At 63.3% G+C, this 17,963-nt stretch carries 15 protein-coding genes; 2 read left to right on the top strand and 13 right to left on the bottom strand.

Translation table 11 applies throughout. The features are described 5' to 3' along the window. Positions 1–72: 72 nt before the first annotated feature. The 6 genes from IC235_RS09620 to IC235_RS09595 form a co-directional block, all read right to left on the bottom strand. Positions 73–852, bottom strand: coding sequence for a LytR/AlgR family response regulator transcription factor (locus IC235_RS09620; protein ID WP_191004967.1), 780 nt, complete (start codon positions 850–852; stop codon positions 73–75). After that, positions 833–1,942 carry a sensor histidine kinase gene (locus tag IC235_RS09615; RefSeq protein ID WP_191004966.1) on the bottom strand — a complete coding sequence of 370 codons (1,110 nt, stop codon included), beginning with the start codon at positions 1,940–1,942 and terminating at the stop codon, positions 833–835. Before IC235_RS09615 ends, IC235_RS09620 begins: the two co-directional genes overlap by 20 nt. A 250-nt stretch (positions 1,943–2,192) precedes the next feature. Further along, positions 2,193–2,621 carry a DUF2147 domain-containing protein gene (locus IC235_RS09610; protein ID WP_191004965.1) on the bottom strand — a complete coding sequence of 143 codons (429 nt, stop codon included), beginning with the start codon at positions 2,619–2,621 and terminating at the stop codon, positions 2,193–2,195. 163 nt (positions 2,622–2,784) lie between these two features. Then, positions 2,785–5,874: an efflux RND transporter permease subunit gene (locus tag IC235_RS09605; RefSeq protein ID WP_191004964.1), complete on the bottom strand. Its 3,090-nt coding sequence runs from the start codon at positions 5,872–5,874 to the stop codon at positions 2,785–2,787. Positions 5,875–5,886: 12 nt separating this feature from the next. Next, positions 5,887–6,975 carry an efflux RND transporter periplasmic adaptor subunit gene (locus IC235_RS09600; protein WP_191004963.1) on the bottom strand — a complete coding sequence of 363 codons (1,089 nt, stop codon included), beginning with the start codon at positions 6,973–6,975 and terminating at the stop codon, positions 5,887–5,889. A 42-nt stretch (positions 6,976–7,017) separates the two neighbouring features. Then, positions 7,018–8,439 (bottom strand): TolC family protein, encoded by a 1,422-nt coding sequence (locus tag IC235_RS09595; RefSeq protein ID WP_191004962.1) that lies wholly within the window; start codon positions 8,437–8,439, stop codon positions 7,018–7,020. 435 nt (positions 8,440–8,874) lie between these two features. Between IC235_RS09595 and IC235_RS09590 the strand changes: the two genes are divergently transcribed. Further along, positions 8,875–9,459, top strand: a complete 585-nt coding sequence (locus IC235_RS09590; protein ID WP_191004961.1) for a Crp/Fnr family transcriptional regulator — start codon at positions 8,875–8,877, stop codon at positions 9,457–9,459. 317 nt (positions 9,460–9,776) lie between these two features. Further along, the gene (locus IC235_RS09585; RefSeq protein ID WP_191004960.1) at positions 9,777–10,385 is read left to right on the top strand and encodes an NAD(P)H-binding protein; all 609 of its coding nucleotides are present in this window, start codon (positions 9,777–9,779) and stop codon (positions 10,383–10,385) included. Positions 10,386–10,628: 243 nt separating this feature from the next. On the opposite strand, the gene IC235_RS09580 is transcribed toward IC235_RS09585, so the two are convergent. From IC235_RS09580 to IC235_RS09550, 7 genes are all read right to left on the bottom strand, one after another. Beyond that, positions 10,629–11,288, bottom strand: a complete 660-nt coding sequence (locus tag IC235_RS09580; RefSeq protein WP_191004959.1) for a 3-oxoacid CoA-transferase subunit B — start codon at positions 11,286–11,288, stop codon at positions 10,629–10,631. Between the two features lie 76 nt (positions 11,289–11,364). After that, entirely contained in the window at positions 11,365–12,702 is a 1,338-nt protein-coding gene (locus tag IC235_RS09575) for a serine hydrolase domain-containing protein (protein ID WP_191004958.1), read from the bottom strand. 87 nt (positions 12,703–12,789) lie between these two features. Next, on the bottom strand, positions 12,790–13,485 hold the full coding sequence (locus IC235_RS09570) for a CoA transferase subunit A (protein WP_191004957.1): 696 nt from the start codon (positions 13,483–13,485) through the stop codon (positions 12,790–12,792). 204 nt (positions 13,486–13,689) lie between these two features. Next, positions 13,690–14,937: a carboxypeptidase-like regulatory domain-containing protein gene (locus IC235_RS09565; protein WP_191004956.1), complete on the bottom strand. Its 1,248-nt coding sequence runs from the start codon at positions 14,935–14,937 to the stop codon at positions 13,690–13,692. A 228-nt stretch (positions 14,938–15,165) separates the two neighbouring features. Then, positions 15,166–16,113, bottom strand: coding sequence for a bifunctional riboflavin kinase/FAD synthetase (locus tag IC235_RS09560; protein ID WP_191004955.1), 948 nt, complete (start codon positions 16,111–16,113; stop codon positions 15,166–15,168). A 138-nt stretch (positions 16,114–16,251) separates the two neighbouring features. Continuing rightward, positions 16,252–17,100: a tRNA pseudouridine(55) synthase TruB gene (gene truB, locus IC235_RS09555; protein ID WP_191004954.1), complete on the bottom strand. Its 849-nt coding sequence runs from the start codon at positions 17,098–17,100 to the stop codon at positions 16,252–16,254. After that, a complete protein-coding gene (locus IC235_RS09550; RefSeq protein WP_191004953.1) occupies positions 17,097–17,927 on the bottom strand; it encodes an undecaprenyl-diphosphate phosphatase in 831 nt (276 codons plus the stop codon). Before IC235_RS09550 ends, truB begins: the two co-directional genes overlap by 4 nt. Positions 17,928–17,963 lie beyond the last annotated feature (36 nt).

The following is a 17,963-nucleotide window of genomic DNA, read 5'->3' as shown; positions in this document are numbered from 1 at the left end:
TTGCAAGCGTAGGGTAATTTGATTGTTTGACGGTCTTTTTTAAAGCGTGCGTCCCCAAACCACTACGTGCCCTTACTCCAGCCAACGCTTTAGGGCCGGCGCCCGCTCGCGGCTGACCAGTACCTCCTCGCGGGCGGCGGGCAACAGTTCTAGCTTCAGTTTGGCGCCTAAATAATTATAGATCTTAGCCACGGCCGGCAGCTGCACGAAATATTGCCGGTTAACGCGGAAGAACTGAGCTGGGTCGACCAGCTTTTCCAGCTGGTCGAGCTTGTAGTCCACCACGAAGCGGCGGCTATCGGTACGCACCAAGTACACGATTTCGTTCGCGGTATAGAAATAGGCTATTTCAGTGACCGGCACCGGCAAGAGCTGCTCGCCGGTGCTCACCAAAAAGCGCTGCCGGTAGCGCGGCGGATTTAGCGGCAGCGCGTCGAGCAGCTGCTGCATCTGCACGAGCTGGGCGTCGCTCAGGGCCTGCTGGTGCGCGGGTGTCTGCTGCTGCCAGAACTCGTATTTGCCTAATGCCCGCCGCAATTGCCCGGCATTGATGGGCTTGAGCAGATAGTCCACGCTGTGCACCGAGAACGCCTTGAGAGCATATTCGTCGTAGCTGGTGGTGAAGACGATGGGACTGCGAACGGGTACGGCGTCGAAAATCTCAAAGCTCAAGCCATCAGATAATTGAATGTCGGCGAAGATGAGGTCGGGGGCGGGATGCCGGGCAAACCAAGCAACGGCTTCTTCCACACTGGCCAGGCGGGCCGTCACCTGCACTTCGGGGTGCTGGCTAAGCAGTTGAGTCAGGCGCTGGGCCGCCGGGGCTTCGTCCTCAATTAGTACGGCTCGCATGGGGGTTGAGCAAGGGTAGTTTGACGGCAAACTGCGCCGGGCCGGACTGGATCAGCATCTCCCGGCCGGCCAGCAGTTGAAACTGCTGCTGCAAGTTGCGCAGGCCCACGCCTTCGCCGCGGGCGAGCTTGGTTTTAGGCTGCACGTTGTTGGTCACGCTCACGTACCCTTCCTCGGCGCGCAGCTCGATGCGCAAGGGCCGCTGCGGGCTGGCGGCATTGTGCTTGAGCGCATTCTCGACCAGCATCTGAATGGCCAGCGGCGGCACGCGGCGCTGAAGCACCTCGGCCGGCAAGTGGTTGTCGACTTCCACGGCGTGCTCGTAGCGAATGCGGTTCAGGTACACGTACGACTCCACAAAGGCCATTTCCTCGGCTATGGTCACGGTAGTCTGGTCGCGGCGGGTGAGCACGTAGCGGTACACGTTGGCCAACTCGTCGAGGTAGGCCTGGGCCGGCGGGTTGTCGCCCACCAGCGCGGCCAGGGTATTAAGTGTATTGAAAAGAAAGTGCGGGTCAACCTGCTGCTTCAGCGCGGCCAGCTGGCTTTCGGCGCGCTCGGTCTCCAGCCAGGCCGCGCGCAGGTAGTAGCGCTTCCACTCGCCGAAGAAGTAGGTGCTTTCGTAGATGGCCATGACGATGGCCGTTGGGATCAATGCCAAGAGCAGACAGTGCCAGTAGCCCTCGAGGACGGGCGGAAGAAAAGCCGGCTCGAAAACGTAGTGCAGCCCGGCAAAGAGCACCGCGGCGGTGGCCGTGTAGAGCAGGCAGGCCCCCACTTGCCAGCTTAGGCGCCGGGTCGTGGACTCGAAATCGGGGAAACGGCGGCGCAGGGCAAAAAGTATCCCGCGGTTGCCTTCCCAACAGATGGTCGTGCAAACAAGGCTCAACAGCAGCGACAACCACCACGGCCCGCGGCCATCGGCCAGCCAGATGGCCACTGCCACCGCCCAGGTGCCGCCCAGGCGTACCCGCGGCTCACTAAGCTCCCAGCGGTCGAGTCGCAGCAGTATTTGGGGCGAAATACGGTGGTGCGGGGCCCCGGTCAGGGTCGAAGGTCCGGCGGACAAGAGAGGGGCAGCGGCTTCCATAGCCTTAAGATAACATTTTGGGTGATACTCAAGGGGCATAGGCCGGGGCCGGGAGCCCGTTCCGAGCGCAGCTACGCCCGCCGCGCCCCGTGCGCAAGTTGCCGATGCGCGCATCGGGAATGTCAATATGAAAACCCTACTCCAGGTCGACAATCAACTTCGGCACTGCCCGCGACTTCAGCTTAAGGTCTTCTGCAAAGCGTATGTTGGGGTGCGGCCCGTGGGGCAGCGGCCTGCTGCGGATGAGGCTTCAGGGCAGGCGCGTCCAGACTTCGGTGCGGCCGAGCAGCGAGATGCCCACGTAGCCGCGCACTTCCAGGGTGTTGGCATCGCGCAGCTTCAGGGTGCAGCTGTAGGTTTTGCCGTTGTTCGGGTCGTAGATGGTGCCGTTGTCCCAGGTGCGGGCGCCGTCGAAGCGGAAGTTCTGGAGGATGACCGTGCCCAGCAACTCGCGGCCGCGCAGCTTGGGGTTGGGGTTGTGCTCGTCGCGGCGGCTCGGCTCCGCGGGCCCCGCAATTTTGCCGAAAAACTGATTTTGCTGCTGGTATATCTGGATGATGCCCATCTTATCAGCCGTTTGCCAGCGGCCCAGGATGGCGGCCGGGGAGGGCGGGGCCGTCGTGGGCGCCGTAGCGGCCAAGCTCAGTGAGGAGAGCAGAAGCAACAAGAGCGTTCTCATGAGTGAAGATTGAAGAGGATTGGATGGTTGGAGTGTTTGAGGTTATCAATTAAAGTTGGCGGCGAGGGAGAGTAGGCGGAGCTGCCCGCCTCCGGCTGCTCGCCCGCGCCTGGTCGCGGCACCGGAGGCCGGCCTGGCCGAAGAAGAATGTCGGCGCCAGCACTTAGGTCGGGACCAGTTCGGTGGGGGCTTCGGCTACTTCGGTTTCGTGGGGCTGGGGCAGGGTGGGCGGCAGCAGCTTGTAGAGCACCGGCGTGACGATACGCGTGAGCAGCAGTGAGGAAATCAGCCCGCCGATGAGCACCCAGGCTAGTGGGGAGTAGAGCGGGTTGTTTTCCAGTACCAGCGGCACCAGGCCCCCGATGGCTGTGAGGGTGGTGAGCAGGATAGGGATGAAGCGTACCTGCCCGGCTTCCTCAATCGCCTCCTCCAGGCTCCGGCCCTGCCCGCGCAGCTGGTTGGTGAAGTCCACCAGCAGGATGGAGTTCTTGACTTCGATGCCGATGAGGGCAATCAGCCCGATGACGGCCACAAAGGAGAACGAGTTGCCCGTGAGGAGCAGGGCCAGCACCGCCCCGATAACGCCCAGGGGAATCACCGACAGCACGATGAGGGTGCTCTTGAAGGTGCGGAATTCCAGAATCAGCACGGCCAGGATGCCGAAGACCGTAATAATAATGATGGTGCCCAGCCCGCCGAAGGAATCCTCGGCGCTTTCCTTCTCGCCGGCGGCCACGTAGCGGTAGCCGGCCGGAAACCGGAGGGTGTCCAACTGCTTCAGTACTTGAGCGTACACGTTGTTAGTCAGGAAGCCGGGCTTCACGAAGGCCGTAATAGTCACGAAACGGTCCTTGTCGTAGTGGCGCACGGTGGTAGGACTGGCTTCCAGGCGGATGTCGGCCAACTGGCGCAGGGGCACCAGGGCGCCGCTGGCGCTGCTCACGTAGAGCCGGTCGAAGACTTCCAGGGTCTGGCGCGGGCCTCGGGGCAGGGTCACGTTGATGTTGTAGTCGTTGTCGTCGCCGTCGAGCTGAAAAGTGCCCACGTTCAGGCCGGCCACGCCCAGGCGCACGGTGCGGTCAATTTCGGCCGTGGGGATGCCCAGCAAGCCGGCTTTGTCCTTGTTGATGGTCACCTTCAGGTCGGTGCCCAGCGAGGTAAGCGGGTTGTTGACGTAGATGGTGCCCTCGTTGCGGGCCAGGAGGGTTTCGACACGGAAGGCCAGGCTGCGCAACGAGTCCAGGTTGTCGCCGAAGACGCGGATAGCAATGGGTGCTTCCACCGGTGGGCCCTGCTCAAACTGCTTCACCTCGACCTTCGCGCCCGGCATGCCCGTCAGGCGGCCGCGCAGCTTGGTGATGAAGGCTTCCAGCTCCTTGACCGGCAGGGGCTGGGTCTGCACGAAGACCTCGGCGAAGTTGGCGGCGTTGTTGTGCGGCACCACGTTGTAGTAGATGGACGGGTTGCTGCGGCCCACGTTGGTGGCGTAGTTGCGCACCTCGGGGTGGCGGCCCAGCTCCGCTTCCACCAGCCGGGTGATGCGGTCGGTTTCGTAGAGCGAGGTGCCCAACGGGGTTTCCACGTTCACCAGGAACATGGGCTTTTCAGAGCGCGGAAATACGCTGAAGCCCACTTTCGGAATCAGTGCCAACGCGCCGACGAAGATAGCGCCGGCCACGGCCAGGGCCAAGTAGGGGCGGTGCAGGGCGGCATCGAGCAGGGGCTTGTAAGTGCGGTTGAGCAGGCGGTTGAGACCACGCAGGAAGAAGTTGCCCTCCGCTTGCTCGTGCTTGGAAAGGATGCGGCTGGCGAGGAAGGGTACGATGGTCAGCGCCACAAACAAGGAGGCCAGCACCGTGGTAATCACCGCTATCGGCAGAGAGCGGATAAAGTCGCCGGCGCCTTCGGGCAGAAACACCAGCGGCAGGAAGGCCAGGATGAGCACGGCCGTGCAGCCTACTACCGCCAAAGCAATCTGCTCAGTAGCCTTGATGGCCGCTTCCACCCGGCCGTAGCCCTCGCGCAGGTAGCGCTCGATGTTCTCAACTACCACAATGCTGTCATCGACCAGCAAGCCCAGCGCCACCACCAGGCCCACGATGCTGAGCTGGTTGATACTGAAACCGAGCAGGTTCATGAGTGCCAGGCCAATGGCCAGGCAGAGCGGAATGGAAATCATGACCACCACCGAGGCCCGCCAGCCCAGGGGCAGCAAAGTCAGCAGCACCAGCCCGATGGCAATAGCGAAGTCGCGGGAGAAGCCGTCGAGGCGGTGGGCCACATTGTCGGCCTGGTCGAAGCTCTTGACGTAGCGGATGCCGGCGGGTAGTTCCTTGGTGAACTGCTCTAGAATGGGCGTGAGCTGCTTCCGGGCCGCAATGATGTTCTGCTTGTCCTTGAGCGCCGCCGTTACGAACACGGCCCGCTGCCCGTTGAGCCGGCCCAGGTAGTTTTCTTCCTCGTAGTTGAAGCTCACGTCGGCCACGTCTTTGAGGTACACCACGCTCTGGGCAGTAGCCTGCACCACCGTATTCTGAATTTCGGCTAAGTTGGCGTAGCGGCCGCTGGTCTTGATGTTGAATTTCTTCGCGCCGGCCTCCACGCTGCCGCCGGGGATGTTCACGTTTTCGCTCTGCAGGGCGCCCAGCACCCGGGCCAGGCCTAGGTTAAGGCGCGCCATTTTCTCCAGGTTCAGACTCACGCGCACCTGTCGTTGCGGGTAGCCCCAGGTTTCCACCTTCTTCAGAACCTTCACCTTCTGCAGACGGTCCTGCAGCTCCTCGGCCTGTTTTTGCAGCTCGGCGTAGGGCAGCGTGGGCGCGATCAGCGCTACCTGCAGGATGTTGACGTCGGAAGGCGTGAACTTCTGCACCTCCAGGCTGGCCAGGTCGGCCGGCAGCTCGGGGCGTAGGTTGTTGACTTCGCGCAACACCTCGGCGTACTTGTCGTCGGGATCTTCGGCGTACACGAAGTCGATGCGCACCACGGCCAGGCCGTCGTCGATGGTGGTGACGAGCTTTTTAACGTTATCGAGCTCATTTAGCTTTTCTTCCAGCGGCTTCACCACCAGGTCCTCCATGTCGGTAGGGTTGGTGCCGGGGTACACGGCCACTACGGTGAAGCTCGGGGCATTGGTGGAGGGGTCTTCGGCCCGGGGCATGGTCAGCAAGGCGTTCAGGCCCAGGCCCAGCGCCAGCAGAAAGACCACCAGCATGAACTGGTAGTTTTTGACGGAGAAAGCAACAATACGCATGGGAGTCAGACTTTAGCGGCGGACAACATCAGTGGCAACAGCGGCAACCTTCACCCGCGAAGCCGGTGTGAGATAGCCGGCGCCGCGGCTGACCACGGGCGTGCCCAAAGGCAGATCGGTACTGATGGCCGCCAGGCCGCCCGGCAGCAGGCGCAGCACGCGCACAGGGTGCCGCAACACCCCACTGCCGCGCACCGTGTAGAGGTAGCCCCGTCCGCCGTCGGCGCTGACCAGAGCCTCCACCGGCACGGTGGGCACGGCGGCCGTTTGGCGCGGGCTGATTTCGACCTCGCCCACCAGTCCCGAGACCAAGCGCTGCCCGGCCGGCTCCACGGTGATTTCTACCTCGTAGGTGCCACTGCCCGGGTCGCTGGTTTGAGCAATGCGCGTCACGTGGCCGGCGAAGTCGCGCTCGGGGTGAGCATCGAGGTGAACTTGGGCCGCGTCGCCGGGGCGAACGCGTACCACATCGCGGTCGGCGAGCCCCACGCGTAGTACCCAGGCGGCATCGGCCGAGCTGAGCACGAATACCGGCGTGCCCCCGCCCACTAGCTCACCGGGCTCAACGGTGCGCTGGAGCACCCGCCCGCTGACCGGCGCCACGATGGTGGCGTACTGCTGGTTGAACTCGGCGATGCGCAGGGCCGCCTGCGCGGTTTCGGTGCCGGTGCGGGCGTTCTGTACTTGCTCCAGGGTGGCAACCGAGTCGCGGTACAGGTTTTCGCTGCGCCTGAGGCTGCGGCGGGCCTGGTTGTAGCCTTCGCGAGCCTGCACTACCTGGGCACCAATTTCGGATTGGTTTAGCCGGGCGAGCACCTGGCCGCGACGCACCAGATCTCCTTCGCGGGCATGCAGGGCCGCTACCACGCCGCCGATTTTGAAGCCCAGCCGCAGCTCCGAGGCCGAGCTGAGCTTGCCACTGGCCCGGATGCCCTCAACCAGCGGCCGGGCGGTGAGCGGCACGGTCTGCACCGGGATCAGCTCCGTGCCGGTCTCAACCTTCACGGGCGGAGCGGCGGTCTTGGTTTCTTTGGAGGCGCAGCCGCTCGGCCCGCTCAGCAGCACCGCTGCCGGTAACAGAAGTAGGGTAGGACGTAGCATTTCTGGAATGATTTGGCGTCTGACGAGGAACTGAACGGGGGGCTATTCTTCGGCGGCCAGCGGGTAGGTAGCCGCGCTGCGCTCGGTGTGGGCGAGTTGGCCGAGGTAGGCGTACCTGGTCAGGATGACGTTTAGCTCGGCGTTGGTGTAAGTGGTGCGGGCATCGATGAACTGCAGCAGCGGCGTGAGGCCCTCTTCGTACTGCCGGCTCATGAGGCGGAAGGCTTGCGCGGCGCTACGCGCCCGGTCTTCGGCGGCTCGCACCTGGGCCCGGGCGGCTTGCAGCTCGTAGTAGTCCTGGCGCACTTCCAGGCCGATCTGGGCCTGCACCTCCAGTAGCCGCGCAGCTTGTTGGCGCTCTGCGGCGCGGGCCATGCTCAGCTGGGCACGGTTTTGCAGGCCACTGAATAAGGTCCAGTTCAGCACGAGCGAAGCCTGCGTGAAGCGGCTGCCGTCGCGGTTGCGGAAGTCGTAGCGCGGGCCCTGGTAGCCGTGGTCGACGAGGCCGCTGATGGTGGGGTGGTAGCGGGAGCGGGCCAGGCCCAGCGTCAGGCCGGCAATGTCCACGGCTTTTTGCTGCTGCTGCACTTCCTCGCGGGTAGCGCCGGCCGAGGCCGTCAGCTCCGGCAAGGGCTGCGGTTCGGGTAAGCGCAGCGCCGAATCGGGTAGGGCGGCAACGCCTTCCTCCGGCGAGCGGTTGAGCAGGAAGTTGAAATAGGCGCGGGCCACCTGCTCGTTTTTGTGGGCTTCGGCCAACTGCTGCAGCACACCACTCACTTCGGCTTGAGCCCGGTACACCACATCAGGCGTAGCGCGCTGGTTTTCGACCAGCTTTTCGTTCACGCGCTTGTTGCGCTCCACCAACTTCAGGGTACGGTCGTAGAGCGCAATAACGCGCTGCGCCGCCAGGTACTGGAAGTACGCTACTTTAATTTCTTTCACCAGCTCGCGGCGGTAGCGCCGCACGTCCAGCGCTTCCACCGCCGCCTGTTCGCGGCTGATGGCCTGGTTGTAGCGCAAGGCCGGCTGGTATACCGGCACCGACAGGCGCAGCTTGGTTTCGTGTTCGCGCGGGCGCAGGAAGGGGGTGCTTTGGTTTTGCAGCTGCGGAAACCGATCTGAGCCGGTGAGCTGGTTCAACGTGGCGTAGGCGGGGTTAAGCAGGTCGCCGACCGGTAGCTCGATGAGGCGCCCGCCGTTGGCGACGCTGTAGCGGGCGTTGAAGTCGAGGGTGGGATAGAACAGCGCCCGGGCGCTTTGCAGGGCCATTTTGGCATGGGTGTGGCTCTCGCGGCGTTGCTGCAAGGCCAGGTTGCTTTGCAGGCCCTGAGCGATGTAGCCATCGAGTAGCGAAGCACCCGGCGAGGCTGGCAGGGGGTATTGCGCGTGGGCAGCAGGCGAAACAAGCAGCGGCAGCAACAGCGCCATCGCCGCACGTCGTAGCAGGAGAATAAGGTGCGTCATGACCGGGCAATAGATGAACGACGCTGCGAAACACGCCGTGAGAGCTACTGCCCGCTGGGAAATTCATGTGAAGCGGGGCATAAGTCGACCTGAACCGGCTAAAAGCGGGGGTGAACCCTTGCCCCCGCCAGCCGGTGTACCTGAGTCCCGCGGAAGGTTACGTTCAAGGCAGTTGCCGCCGCAAGCTGTTCGTGCGCCGTTGGCCAGCCCGCAAAAGCCAACGCGGCGTGGGCAACCCCCCACGAGCAGCTCATCGTCAAAGCCAAAGGACGCAATCGGGCTTCTATTACCTTCCGCAAAAACTCCTTAAAACAAGTCTGCTCCTTTGTTGAATTCGGCATCCGGTACCCAGCCAAACCACCACTTGACTTTAAATACAGTTTGTCAGGTATGCGCTTGTGCGGTTATCAGCAGGGGCCGCTATATTACCGGCTTATGAGAGACGTTCTGCAACGGCTTGCCGCCTTCACCCCGGAGGAGCTGCGGGCCATCGAAAGCCTGGCCACTCGCCGTACCGCGCACGAAAAGCAGCAGGTGATGATAGCCGGCCCGCCGTTCACCCGCCTCTGGTTCGTGGCCGCCGGCTTGTTGCGGGCTTACCGTATCATCGATGGCGAGGACTTCACGTACTTCTTCTTCACGGCCCAGGACTTTGCCGTCGATTACCAGAGTTTCCTCACCGAGCAGGCTAGTTCGCTCTATTTCGAGGCTTTGGTAGAGACGGAATACTACGAATGGTCGAAGGCCGACATCCTGCGGCTCTACGACCAGCACCCCCGGTTCGAGCGCCTGGGCCGCCTTATGGCCGAGCGGGCCTACCTGAGCGCGGCCGAGCGCCTGATGCAGCACCAGACCGACGACTTGGAGATGCGCTATCGCAAGCTGCTAGCCAAGAACCCGCAGCTGTTCCTCTCCATCCCGCAGTATCACATTGCTTCGTACCTGGGCGTCAAGCCCCAAAGCCTGAGCCGCATCCGGGCCCGGGTTGCCCATTATCCCGGGCGGGCGGATATAAAGTAACCTAAGTGAATGACCCGGGGTTGCGGGTGGAAGTAGGTTTGTCGTGTACCCGTGCTTGCACTAACCGCTCACGACCATGCCCCCTTCCTTGCCCTCCCCGCGTTGGGAAACCGCTCGCCACGTCGGCTTCCGCAGCCATGCCTCCGGCTATGTGGCCTTCACCACCCTAACCTGGTTGGTCTGGGTGCTTACCTGGTCTGGATGGCTCATGTTGGGCTGGGGGCTGCTAGACCATCACGCAGGCGTGTACTGCCGCGCGTGGTTTTCTACGGGCCGCAAGTTTCGCCGCCCTGGAACAACAGCTAGAGCCCTGAGCCGTGGCTAAGTTCGTGCAACACATCCTGGTAATCAATGCCCAACTGCCCTCCGCCCGGCTGTTCTGCCAGGTTGCCGGCCAGGCGGGCTACAGCGTTACGGCGTACCTGACGGACGAGCCGGCTACCGCGGCTGCCGATTCCGGCGTCCGGGACCTGCTCGAACGCGACCAACTGGCTGCGCTGCACGTCGGCCAGAATGCCGTGGTGTTCTTTTGGGAAGGCAGCCTGTGCCACCCGCGGGCCGCCGGGCGCTACCTCGCAGGCCTGCGTAACGTAGTGTACGCCATGCACCGGGTCGGGCTCACGCGGCTGGTTGTAACCCATACGGGTCGTAACTGGCGTAGTTGGCTGGTATTCAAAGCTTGGTGCCGCAGGGTTGGCGGTCCGGTCGCCGATCAGGTGCAGGCGCTGCTGCAGGCCAGCAACCTACGCTACCTCTGGGTCACGGCCGGCGCCGTGCGCGACGGCGCCTACCGCACGCGCACCACCGTTACCAACGGCCCCGCACCCGGCACCGGCCAAGTGAACCGGCTCGACCTGGTTGATTTCCTGCTGCAGTCCCTGTACCGCGACCGACTCGACGGCACGGCCGTGCATGTCGCCAGCTAGCCTCTAGGTTTCACCCCTCAATTCTAGATGAGGAGCCTGAGGTGGGGCCGACTAATCAATATGTATAAGGTTAAGGTGTTTTGGGCGTAGCTGCCCGGAAGCTGTGGCCAGGGCCGAAGGACTGTATAACAGCCCTTCGGCCCTCAAGACTGGGCCGTGGGTCTGCACTGGAGAACCCGTGGAACCCCAACTAGAAAGACAGACGCAAAAAAGCGCGGCTGATGCGGTGCGCTGCTGCTAAAGCTACACGCCCTGCATTTCCGGTACTTCGCCTTCGGGCACGACCAGCTGGCCGGCTGTGGCGGCCACAATTTGGGCTACGCTCACGCCCGGCGCCCGCTCGCGCAGCACGAAGCCGTCGGGGGTGACGTCGAGCACGGCCAGCTCAGTTACGATCTTCTTCACGCAGCGCAGCCCCGTGATGGGCAGGGTGCAGTTGGGCAGCAGTTTGCTCGATCCGTCCTTGGCCACGTGCTGCATGGCCACGATGATGTTTTTGGCCGAGGCTACCAGGTCCATGGCCCCGCCCATGCCCTTCACCATCTTGCCGGGAATTTTCCAGTTGGCGATGTCACCGCGCTCCGACACTTCCATGGCCCCGAGGATGGTCAGGGCGACGTGCTCGCCGCGAATCATGGCGAACGAGTCGGCTGAGGAGAACAGGCTGGAGCCGGGTAGGGTAGTCACCGTTTGCTTGCCGGCGTTGATGAGGTCGGGGTCAACCTGGTCTTCGGTGGGGAAGGGGCCCATGCCAAGCAGGCCGTTTTCGGACTGTAATTCGACGTTGATGCCCGCCGGAATGTAGTTGGCTACCAGCGTCGGGATGCCAATGCCGAGGTTGACGTAGGAGCCGTCTTTTACTTCCTGGGCGATTCTTTTAGCGATGCCGTGTTTGTCAAGCATAAGATCTGAACCACGGATTCGACGGATTAGTCGGATTACGCGGATTTTGTGGGTGGGAAGTTAAGAAAGCGAAACGTTACTTACTGATCGGGGCGGCCGAGGGTGCTGGGGTAGTTGCCGGCCGGGGAGCGAGGACCTGGTACACGGCCGTTTTGAACTTAGCCGCCAGGTCAACCGCCGTGCCGCTGGGGTATTTCTGCGTGTAAAGCAGGGCTACCAGCTGCTGCTTAGGGTCGACCCAGTACGTAGTGCCGAAGATGCCGCCCCACTCGTAAGAGCCCTCCGAAAGGCCGCCGGGTTGCCGAGCCGCGTTTTCCGCTGTGGTGATGCCGAAGCCCAGGCCAAACTTGTTGCCACCCTGGTTCAGCTCTCCAATCTGGTTTTGAGTCATCAGGGCCACCGTGGCGGGCTTGAGTAATTGGCGGCCGTGGTAGGTGCCGCCGTTCAGCAGCAGCTGCAGAAAGGCCGCGTAGTCGTCGATGGTCGACGACAGGCCCGCGCCGCCCGAAAAGTACGTGCCGGGGGCTAGGGGGTAGTCCGGACTCATGCCGCCCTGCGGCGGCATGGGCACGGTCTGCTTGCGAGCGTTTTCGGTGTACAGCTTCGCCAGCCGGGCCCGTTTGGTGGGGGGCAGGTAGAAGTAGGTGTCGCGCATGCCCAGCGGCTCAAAAATCCGGGTTTGCAGGTACTGGTCCAGGGGCTGGCCCGACAGCACCTCAATCAGCCGGCCCAGCACGTCCACGCTCAGGCCGTAGGTGAACTGCTCGCCGGGCTGGTGCATCAGCGGCAGGGCCCCCAGCGCATCCATGGACCTGGCCAGGCTGCCCATCGGGGTGCCAATACCGCTCGGAATGCGTGCTTTGGCGTAAATCGCCCGGGCCTGCGGGGTGCCAATCACCGCGTAGCTGATGCCCGAGGTGTGCGTGAGCAGCTGCCGGATCGTGATTTCGCTCCGGGCTGGTACCGCCGTGTAAGTAGAGTCCTGCTCGTTGAAGGTAGCCAGCACCCGGGGGCTGCCGAATGCTGGCAGGTACTTCGAAATGGGGTCGTCCAGCTGAAACTTGCCCTCCTCGTACAGCATCATTACCCCCACGCTGGTCACGGCCTTGGTCTGCGAGGCGATGCGCATAATGGCATTGGCCTTGAGCGGGGTTCGGGTTGCTACGTCATCCACCCCGAAAGCTTTGCGGTAAACCACCTTGCCGTTGCGCAACACCAGGGCAATGGCGCCGGGCACGCGGTTATCGGCCGTGTATTCCCGCAGCAGCTGGTCTAGGCGCGAAACATCGGTTGGGCGCGGAGCCACCGTCGCCGTGGTACTCGGCCGCGCGTGCTTCGCGGCGGGAGCCGCAACTTGCGCAAAGGCCCCGTAGCCGCTCAGGGCCGCCAGTAGCAGCAGAGAAGTTCTTTTCATATGGCCGTCAAAATTCTGGTAAAGCAGGGGCCTGTAGTTTGAATCAGCACCTTAGCCTTATTGCCACTACAGCAATTAGGCAACTTATCAGCTGCGTACGGTGCGCTGCTCGATGCGCTTCTCGTAGTGCTCGCCCTGGTAAATGCGCTGCACGAAAATGCCCGGCGTGTGAATCTGGTTGGGGTCGAGCTCGCCGGCGGGCACCAGCTCTTCCACCTCGGCCACGGTGATTTTGCCGGCGGTGGCCATCATGGGGTTGAAGTTGCGGGCGGTGCCTTTGTAAATCAGGTTGCCGGCGGTGTCGCCCTTCCAGGCCTTCACCAAGGCGAAGTCGGCAATGAGGGCGGTCTCGAGCAAGTACATTTTGCCGTTGAACTCGCGGCTTTCCTTGCCTTCGCCGACCTCCGTGCCGTAGCCGGCCGGGGTGAAAAACGCCGGGATGCCCGCCCCGCCGGCCCGGCAGCGCTCGGCCAGGGTGCCCTGCGGAATCAGCTCTACCTCGAGCTCGCCGCTCAGCAGCTGCCGCTCAAACTCGGCGTTCTCGCCCACGTAGCTGGCAATCATCTTCCTGACCTGCTTGGTTTGCAGCAGCCGGCCGATGCCGAAGTCGTCGACGCCCGCGTTGTTAGAGATGCAGGTCAGGTTCTTCACGCCGAGGCGCAGCAGCTCCTGAATGGAATTTTCGGGGATGCCGCAGAGGCCGAAGCCGCCGAGCATCAGGGTCATGCCGTCGGCGATACCTTGGAGGGCTTCCTGGGCGTTGGGAACGGTTTTATCGATCATGGGTGGGGTTTGGGCGGCATCGAGCCAGCGTTGGGGTCGAAAATTACATCAGCGCGCGGGCTTGGCCGTCGCTTTAGGTTAGCCATTGAATCAACACTTGGCTGACACCACTCCCGCCGCAATCGGGAGGCTGCTGCAGAAGCTACCAGGCAGCCAAGCGACGCCCCTAGCCCAACCAGCAAAGCGGAAGCAAAATGGGGTGGGCTACCGCGGCTTGGTCGGGGCGGCCGGAGCCGGAGCCGGCGGGACGTAATCGAATGGTAAAAATTCGCCGATGCGCTCAAAGCCCCAGTATTCGCCGTTGAATGCCTCCAGCGGGTTCAGCAGCGACCCGTTAGCTTGGATCTCCGCTTCGGAGCCTTGCAGCTTGAGCCGCGACACCTGCCGCTTGGCGGGGTAGGGCGTGCGCGAGGCGCCGAGCGTAGACATCGGCCGTTGGTAGCGGGGGTCGGGAGCCTCGCCGAAGTGGCACACCTGCAGCTCCCCGGTAAAGCGTAAATAAGTGTGCTTCCCGTCGGGCGACACCCGGCGCAGGCTGTCGATGGGACGGGGGGCGGAGTTGAGCGTGGCCACCATCGGGGCCATGCGGCCCCACCGCGTCAGCGAGTCCCGCTCGGCCGCCGTGAATGGCCCATTGGGCCGGCTCTCCAGTAAAGCGCGGCGCTGGCTGTCGGCCTGCTCGAAGCGGGGGTTGGCGGCCACGCGCACCTGCTGGGCCAGGAAGCCATCGGCCTGGAGGCGGTTATGGTACACGCTGCGCAGGAAGTGCATAAATGAGCCGGTATACGCCGTGAGGCGGTTGGCTGCCCACTGCTGCCGCTGCCGCTCGTCGCGCGCGGGCATTTCTTCGAACACCGGCTGGCCGTAGTAGGCAATAGACTGGTCTTCCTCGTCGTAGGAAAAGTATAGCCCGTAGTACTTGAGGCGGTAGCCCAGGGCCTCGTTGTCGACCTGCACAAACTCCTTGGCCTGGGCCGTCAGCTCCCCGGTCGATTCGTCGTACGACACCCGCACCTGGTCGGGGTTACTGATGTGGCACTGCGCCGAGAAGCTGGTGCCCCCCAGAAAGATCTCGGAAAATCTCTGGTAGTCCTCGGGCTTGTTAGGAGCCGGTTGCACCACCACTTCATCCAACTGGTTGCCCGTCGGGGCCAGTTGCAGCGTTACCTGCTGGGGGGCCGGGCCTACCGTGACAGACTGCTTGCCCAGGCGGTAGCCCACGTAGGAGCCCACTACCTCGTAGGTGCCGGCCGGCACCTTGGAAAATTCAAACCGACCCTGCTCGGTGGTGGTAACGCCCAGCGTGGTGTTGGCCAGAAACACGCTGGCGAACGCCAGCGGCTCGTGCGTGACCGAATCCTGCACCACCCCACTGAGTTTCCCCTGAGCCCGGGCCATCCCCAAAGCCCCTAACCAGCAGCAGCCTAGCAGAAATAAACGTAAGTAATTCATTGCAAATAAACTATTGAAAGATAAGCTGCTTAGTACTCTTGCAGCCGGGCCCGGCCAGCAGGCGGGTGGCATACCAGCGAGAGGTATCCGGGGTATCCTTTGAGCTGAAGCGCTTACTGCCGGGGCTAACGATGCACCGGGGCTGCTTCGTCTGTGCCCGTCGCGCACGGCGGGCCGCCTGCTCGGCGGCTATTACTGCGTTTTCGGCTAGGTGAAACAAAAAAAGGGTTATGCCAGGGCGGCCCGCGTGGCTTCCGCATCCCGCGCCAGCTGAGCCGTCAGGGCTTCCAGTCCGTCGTATTTTTCCTCGGCCCGCAGCCAGGCCACGAACTCTAGGGTCAGCACTTGGTTGTATAAATCACCGCTGAAGTCCAGCAGATTAACCTCAATGGTTTGCGCCAGGTCGTCGCCAATGGTCGGTCGCACCCCAATGCTGAGCATGGCCGGGTGCCGGGTGCCCGCCGCCGTGGTGGCCCACACCGCGTAGATGCCCCGCGCGGGTACCAGCTTCAGCGGCTCGGCCGGGGCGAGGTTGGCCGTGGGGTAGCCGATGGTGCGGCCCAGCTGCTGCCCGGGCACCACCACGCCACTGAGCGGATACTGGTAGCCCAGGTAGCGGTTGGCCGTGGCGATGTCGCCCTGGCGCAGGGCCTGACGAATGCGGGTGCTGCTCACGCCCACGGCGTCCACGTCTTCGCGCGGTATTTCTTCGACGGTCAGCCCGTAGCGGTCGGCGTGCTGGGTGAGGTAGTCGAAGCCGCCTTCCCGGTTTTTGCCAAAGCGGTGGTCGTAGCCGATAACCAACTGCTTGGCCCCAACGGTTTTCAGCAGCAGCTGTTGAATGTACTCCTCCGAAGTCCACTGCGCGAACTCGCGGGTAAACGGCACAATCAGCAGGTAGTCAACGCCAAATTTAGCGAGCTTGGCAATGCGTTCCTCCAGGGTATTGAGCAGCTGGAGCGCCAGCAGCTCGGGGTGGGAGAGAGGCGGGCCCAGCACCAGGCGCGGGTGGGGCCAGTAGGTGATAACCACCGAGGGCCCGCCCCGGGCTTGCGCCACTTCGCGTAGCCGCGCCAAAATGCGCTGGTGCCCGACGTGGACGCCATCAAACGTGCCGCTGGTGACGACGGCGTTGGCGAGAAAAGGAAACTGGGCCGGGTCGCGGATGACGTGCATGGGGCGCCGGAGAAGCGAATGAATAGAAGAGAAGCACCACGAAGGTAACGGCCGCATCCCTGAATTGCGCGCCGGGGCGGCGAGCCGGCAATTGTCGGGCCCGAGCGGAGTATTCGCCCCGGCTAAAGGTACCGCGAGCTACTGGTCGCCTGGGCCGGGCGGCGGGGCCATCGGGTCGGGGCGAGGGTCCTGCTGGTGCGGGGCGGCCAGGGTGTCGGCCTGCCGCGCCGCGTAGTATTGCAGCCCGGCCCGGTTTGGGGCCGGCCGGGACCGTTCGGGGCGGGGCGCGGCACCTTCCGGACGCGGCGGACGTAGCGCCTCAATGGCCGCCAGCGAAAACGCATCTGCTACCCGAAACTCGCCGATGCGGGTACGCACCAGCTGGGTAAGGTGAGCGCCGCAGCCCAGGGCCTCCCCCAGGTCGCGCGCCAGGCTGCGGATGTAGGTGCCCTTGGAGCACACGATGCGGAAATCTACCTCGGGCAGCGCGATGCGGGTGAGCTCGAACGCTTTTATTTCCACGGTTTTAGCTTTGATTTCCGCGGCCAGCCCCTGGCGAGCAATTTCGTAGGCCCGCTGGCCCTCGATTTTCACGGCCGAGAACAGGGGTGGGGTTTGCTGAATGGTGCCGGTGAGCTGCCCAACGGCGGCCGTCAGTTGCTCCGTCGTGAGATGGGCGTAGGGCCGGACCAGGTCCACGGCGGTTTCCAGGTCGAAGCTCGGGGTGGTTTCGCCCAGGCGGAAGGTGCCCGTGTATTCCTTCTCCTGAGCCTGGATCTGGTCGATTTGCTTGGTTTTCTTGCCGGTGCAGAGGATGAGCAGGCCGGTGGCTAAGGGGTCGAGCGTACCGGCGTGGCCGATTTTCCGGATGCGTAAGGCGTTTTTCACCTTGCGGACCACATCGAACGAGGTCCAGGTCAGGGGCTTGTCGAGCAGCAGGACTTCGCCCGCCTCAAAGTCGAAATCCGCTAAGCTTTTCGTACTCATAGCAGTTGCAGGTTCATATGCAGGCCGATGAGCAGCAATAGCAGCCCGCCCGCGATGATGCGATAAATGCCAAACGCGCGAAAGCCATATTTGGCCACGAAGCCGACGAACAGCCGGATGGCCAGCAGGGCCACCACGAAGGCCACCACGTTGCCCAGCACCAGCTGCTTCACCTGCTCAGCCGTGAACAGGTGCCCCAGGTCGGCCCCCTGGGCTCGGGCATCCTTGTAATAGTCGTACAGGTCCTTCACGGCGGCGGCGGCCATGGTGGGCATCGCCAGGAAGAACGCAAACTCGGCCGCTGCTTGGCGCGTGAGCTTCTGGGTGAGGCCGCCAATGATGGTCGCCGCCGAGCGGCTTACCCCCGGCACCACCGCCAGGCACTGGAACAGGCCAATGACGAAGGCTTCTTTCCAGCCCGGGTTCGTGACCGGGTGCCCCCCCCGGTTAGGCTCTTCCTGCGGAAACCAGCGGTCGATGAACAGCAGCACGATGCCCCCGAGCAGCAGCATCAGGGCCACGGTCGTCACCGATTCGAGTAGGGCATCGATGTGCTTTTTCAGCAGCAGGCCCACGATAATGATGGGCAAAAAGGCCGCCAGCAGCTTCAGATAAAAGTCGATGCTCTGAAAAAAGCGCCGCCAGTACACCGCAAATACCGAAAGAATCGCCCCCAGCTGAATGATGACCAGGTACAGCTTAAAGAACGGCGTGGGGGTAACGCCCAGCAGGGCCGAAGCAATGATCATGTGCCCGGTGCTGGACACGGGTAAAAACTCGGTGATGCCCTCCACGATGGCCAGGAGCAGCGCGTGCCAGTAAGTCATTAGCAGTTATCTATTGGACAGGTATCGGGGAGCGGC

It is taken from the genome of Hymenobacter montanus, assembly GCF_014699115.1.
Lineage (GTDB): Bacteria > Bacteroidota > Bacteroidia > Cytophagales > Hymenobacteraceae > Hymenobacter > Hymenobacter montanus.
This window is presented reverse-complemented; position numbering and strand designations above follow the sequence as displayed.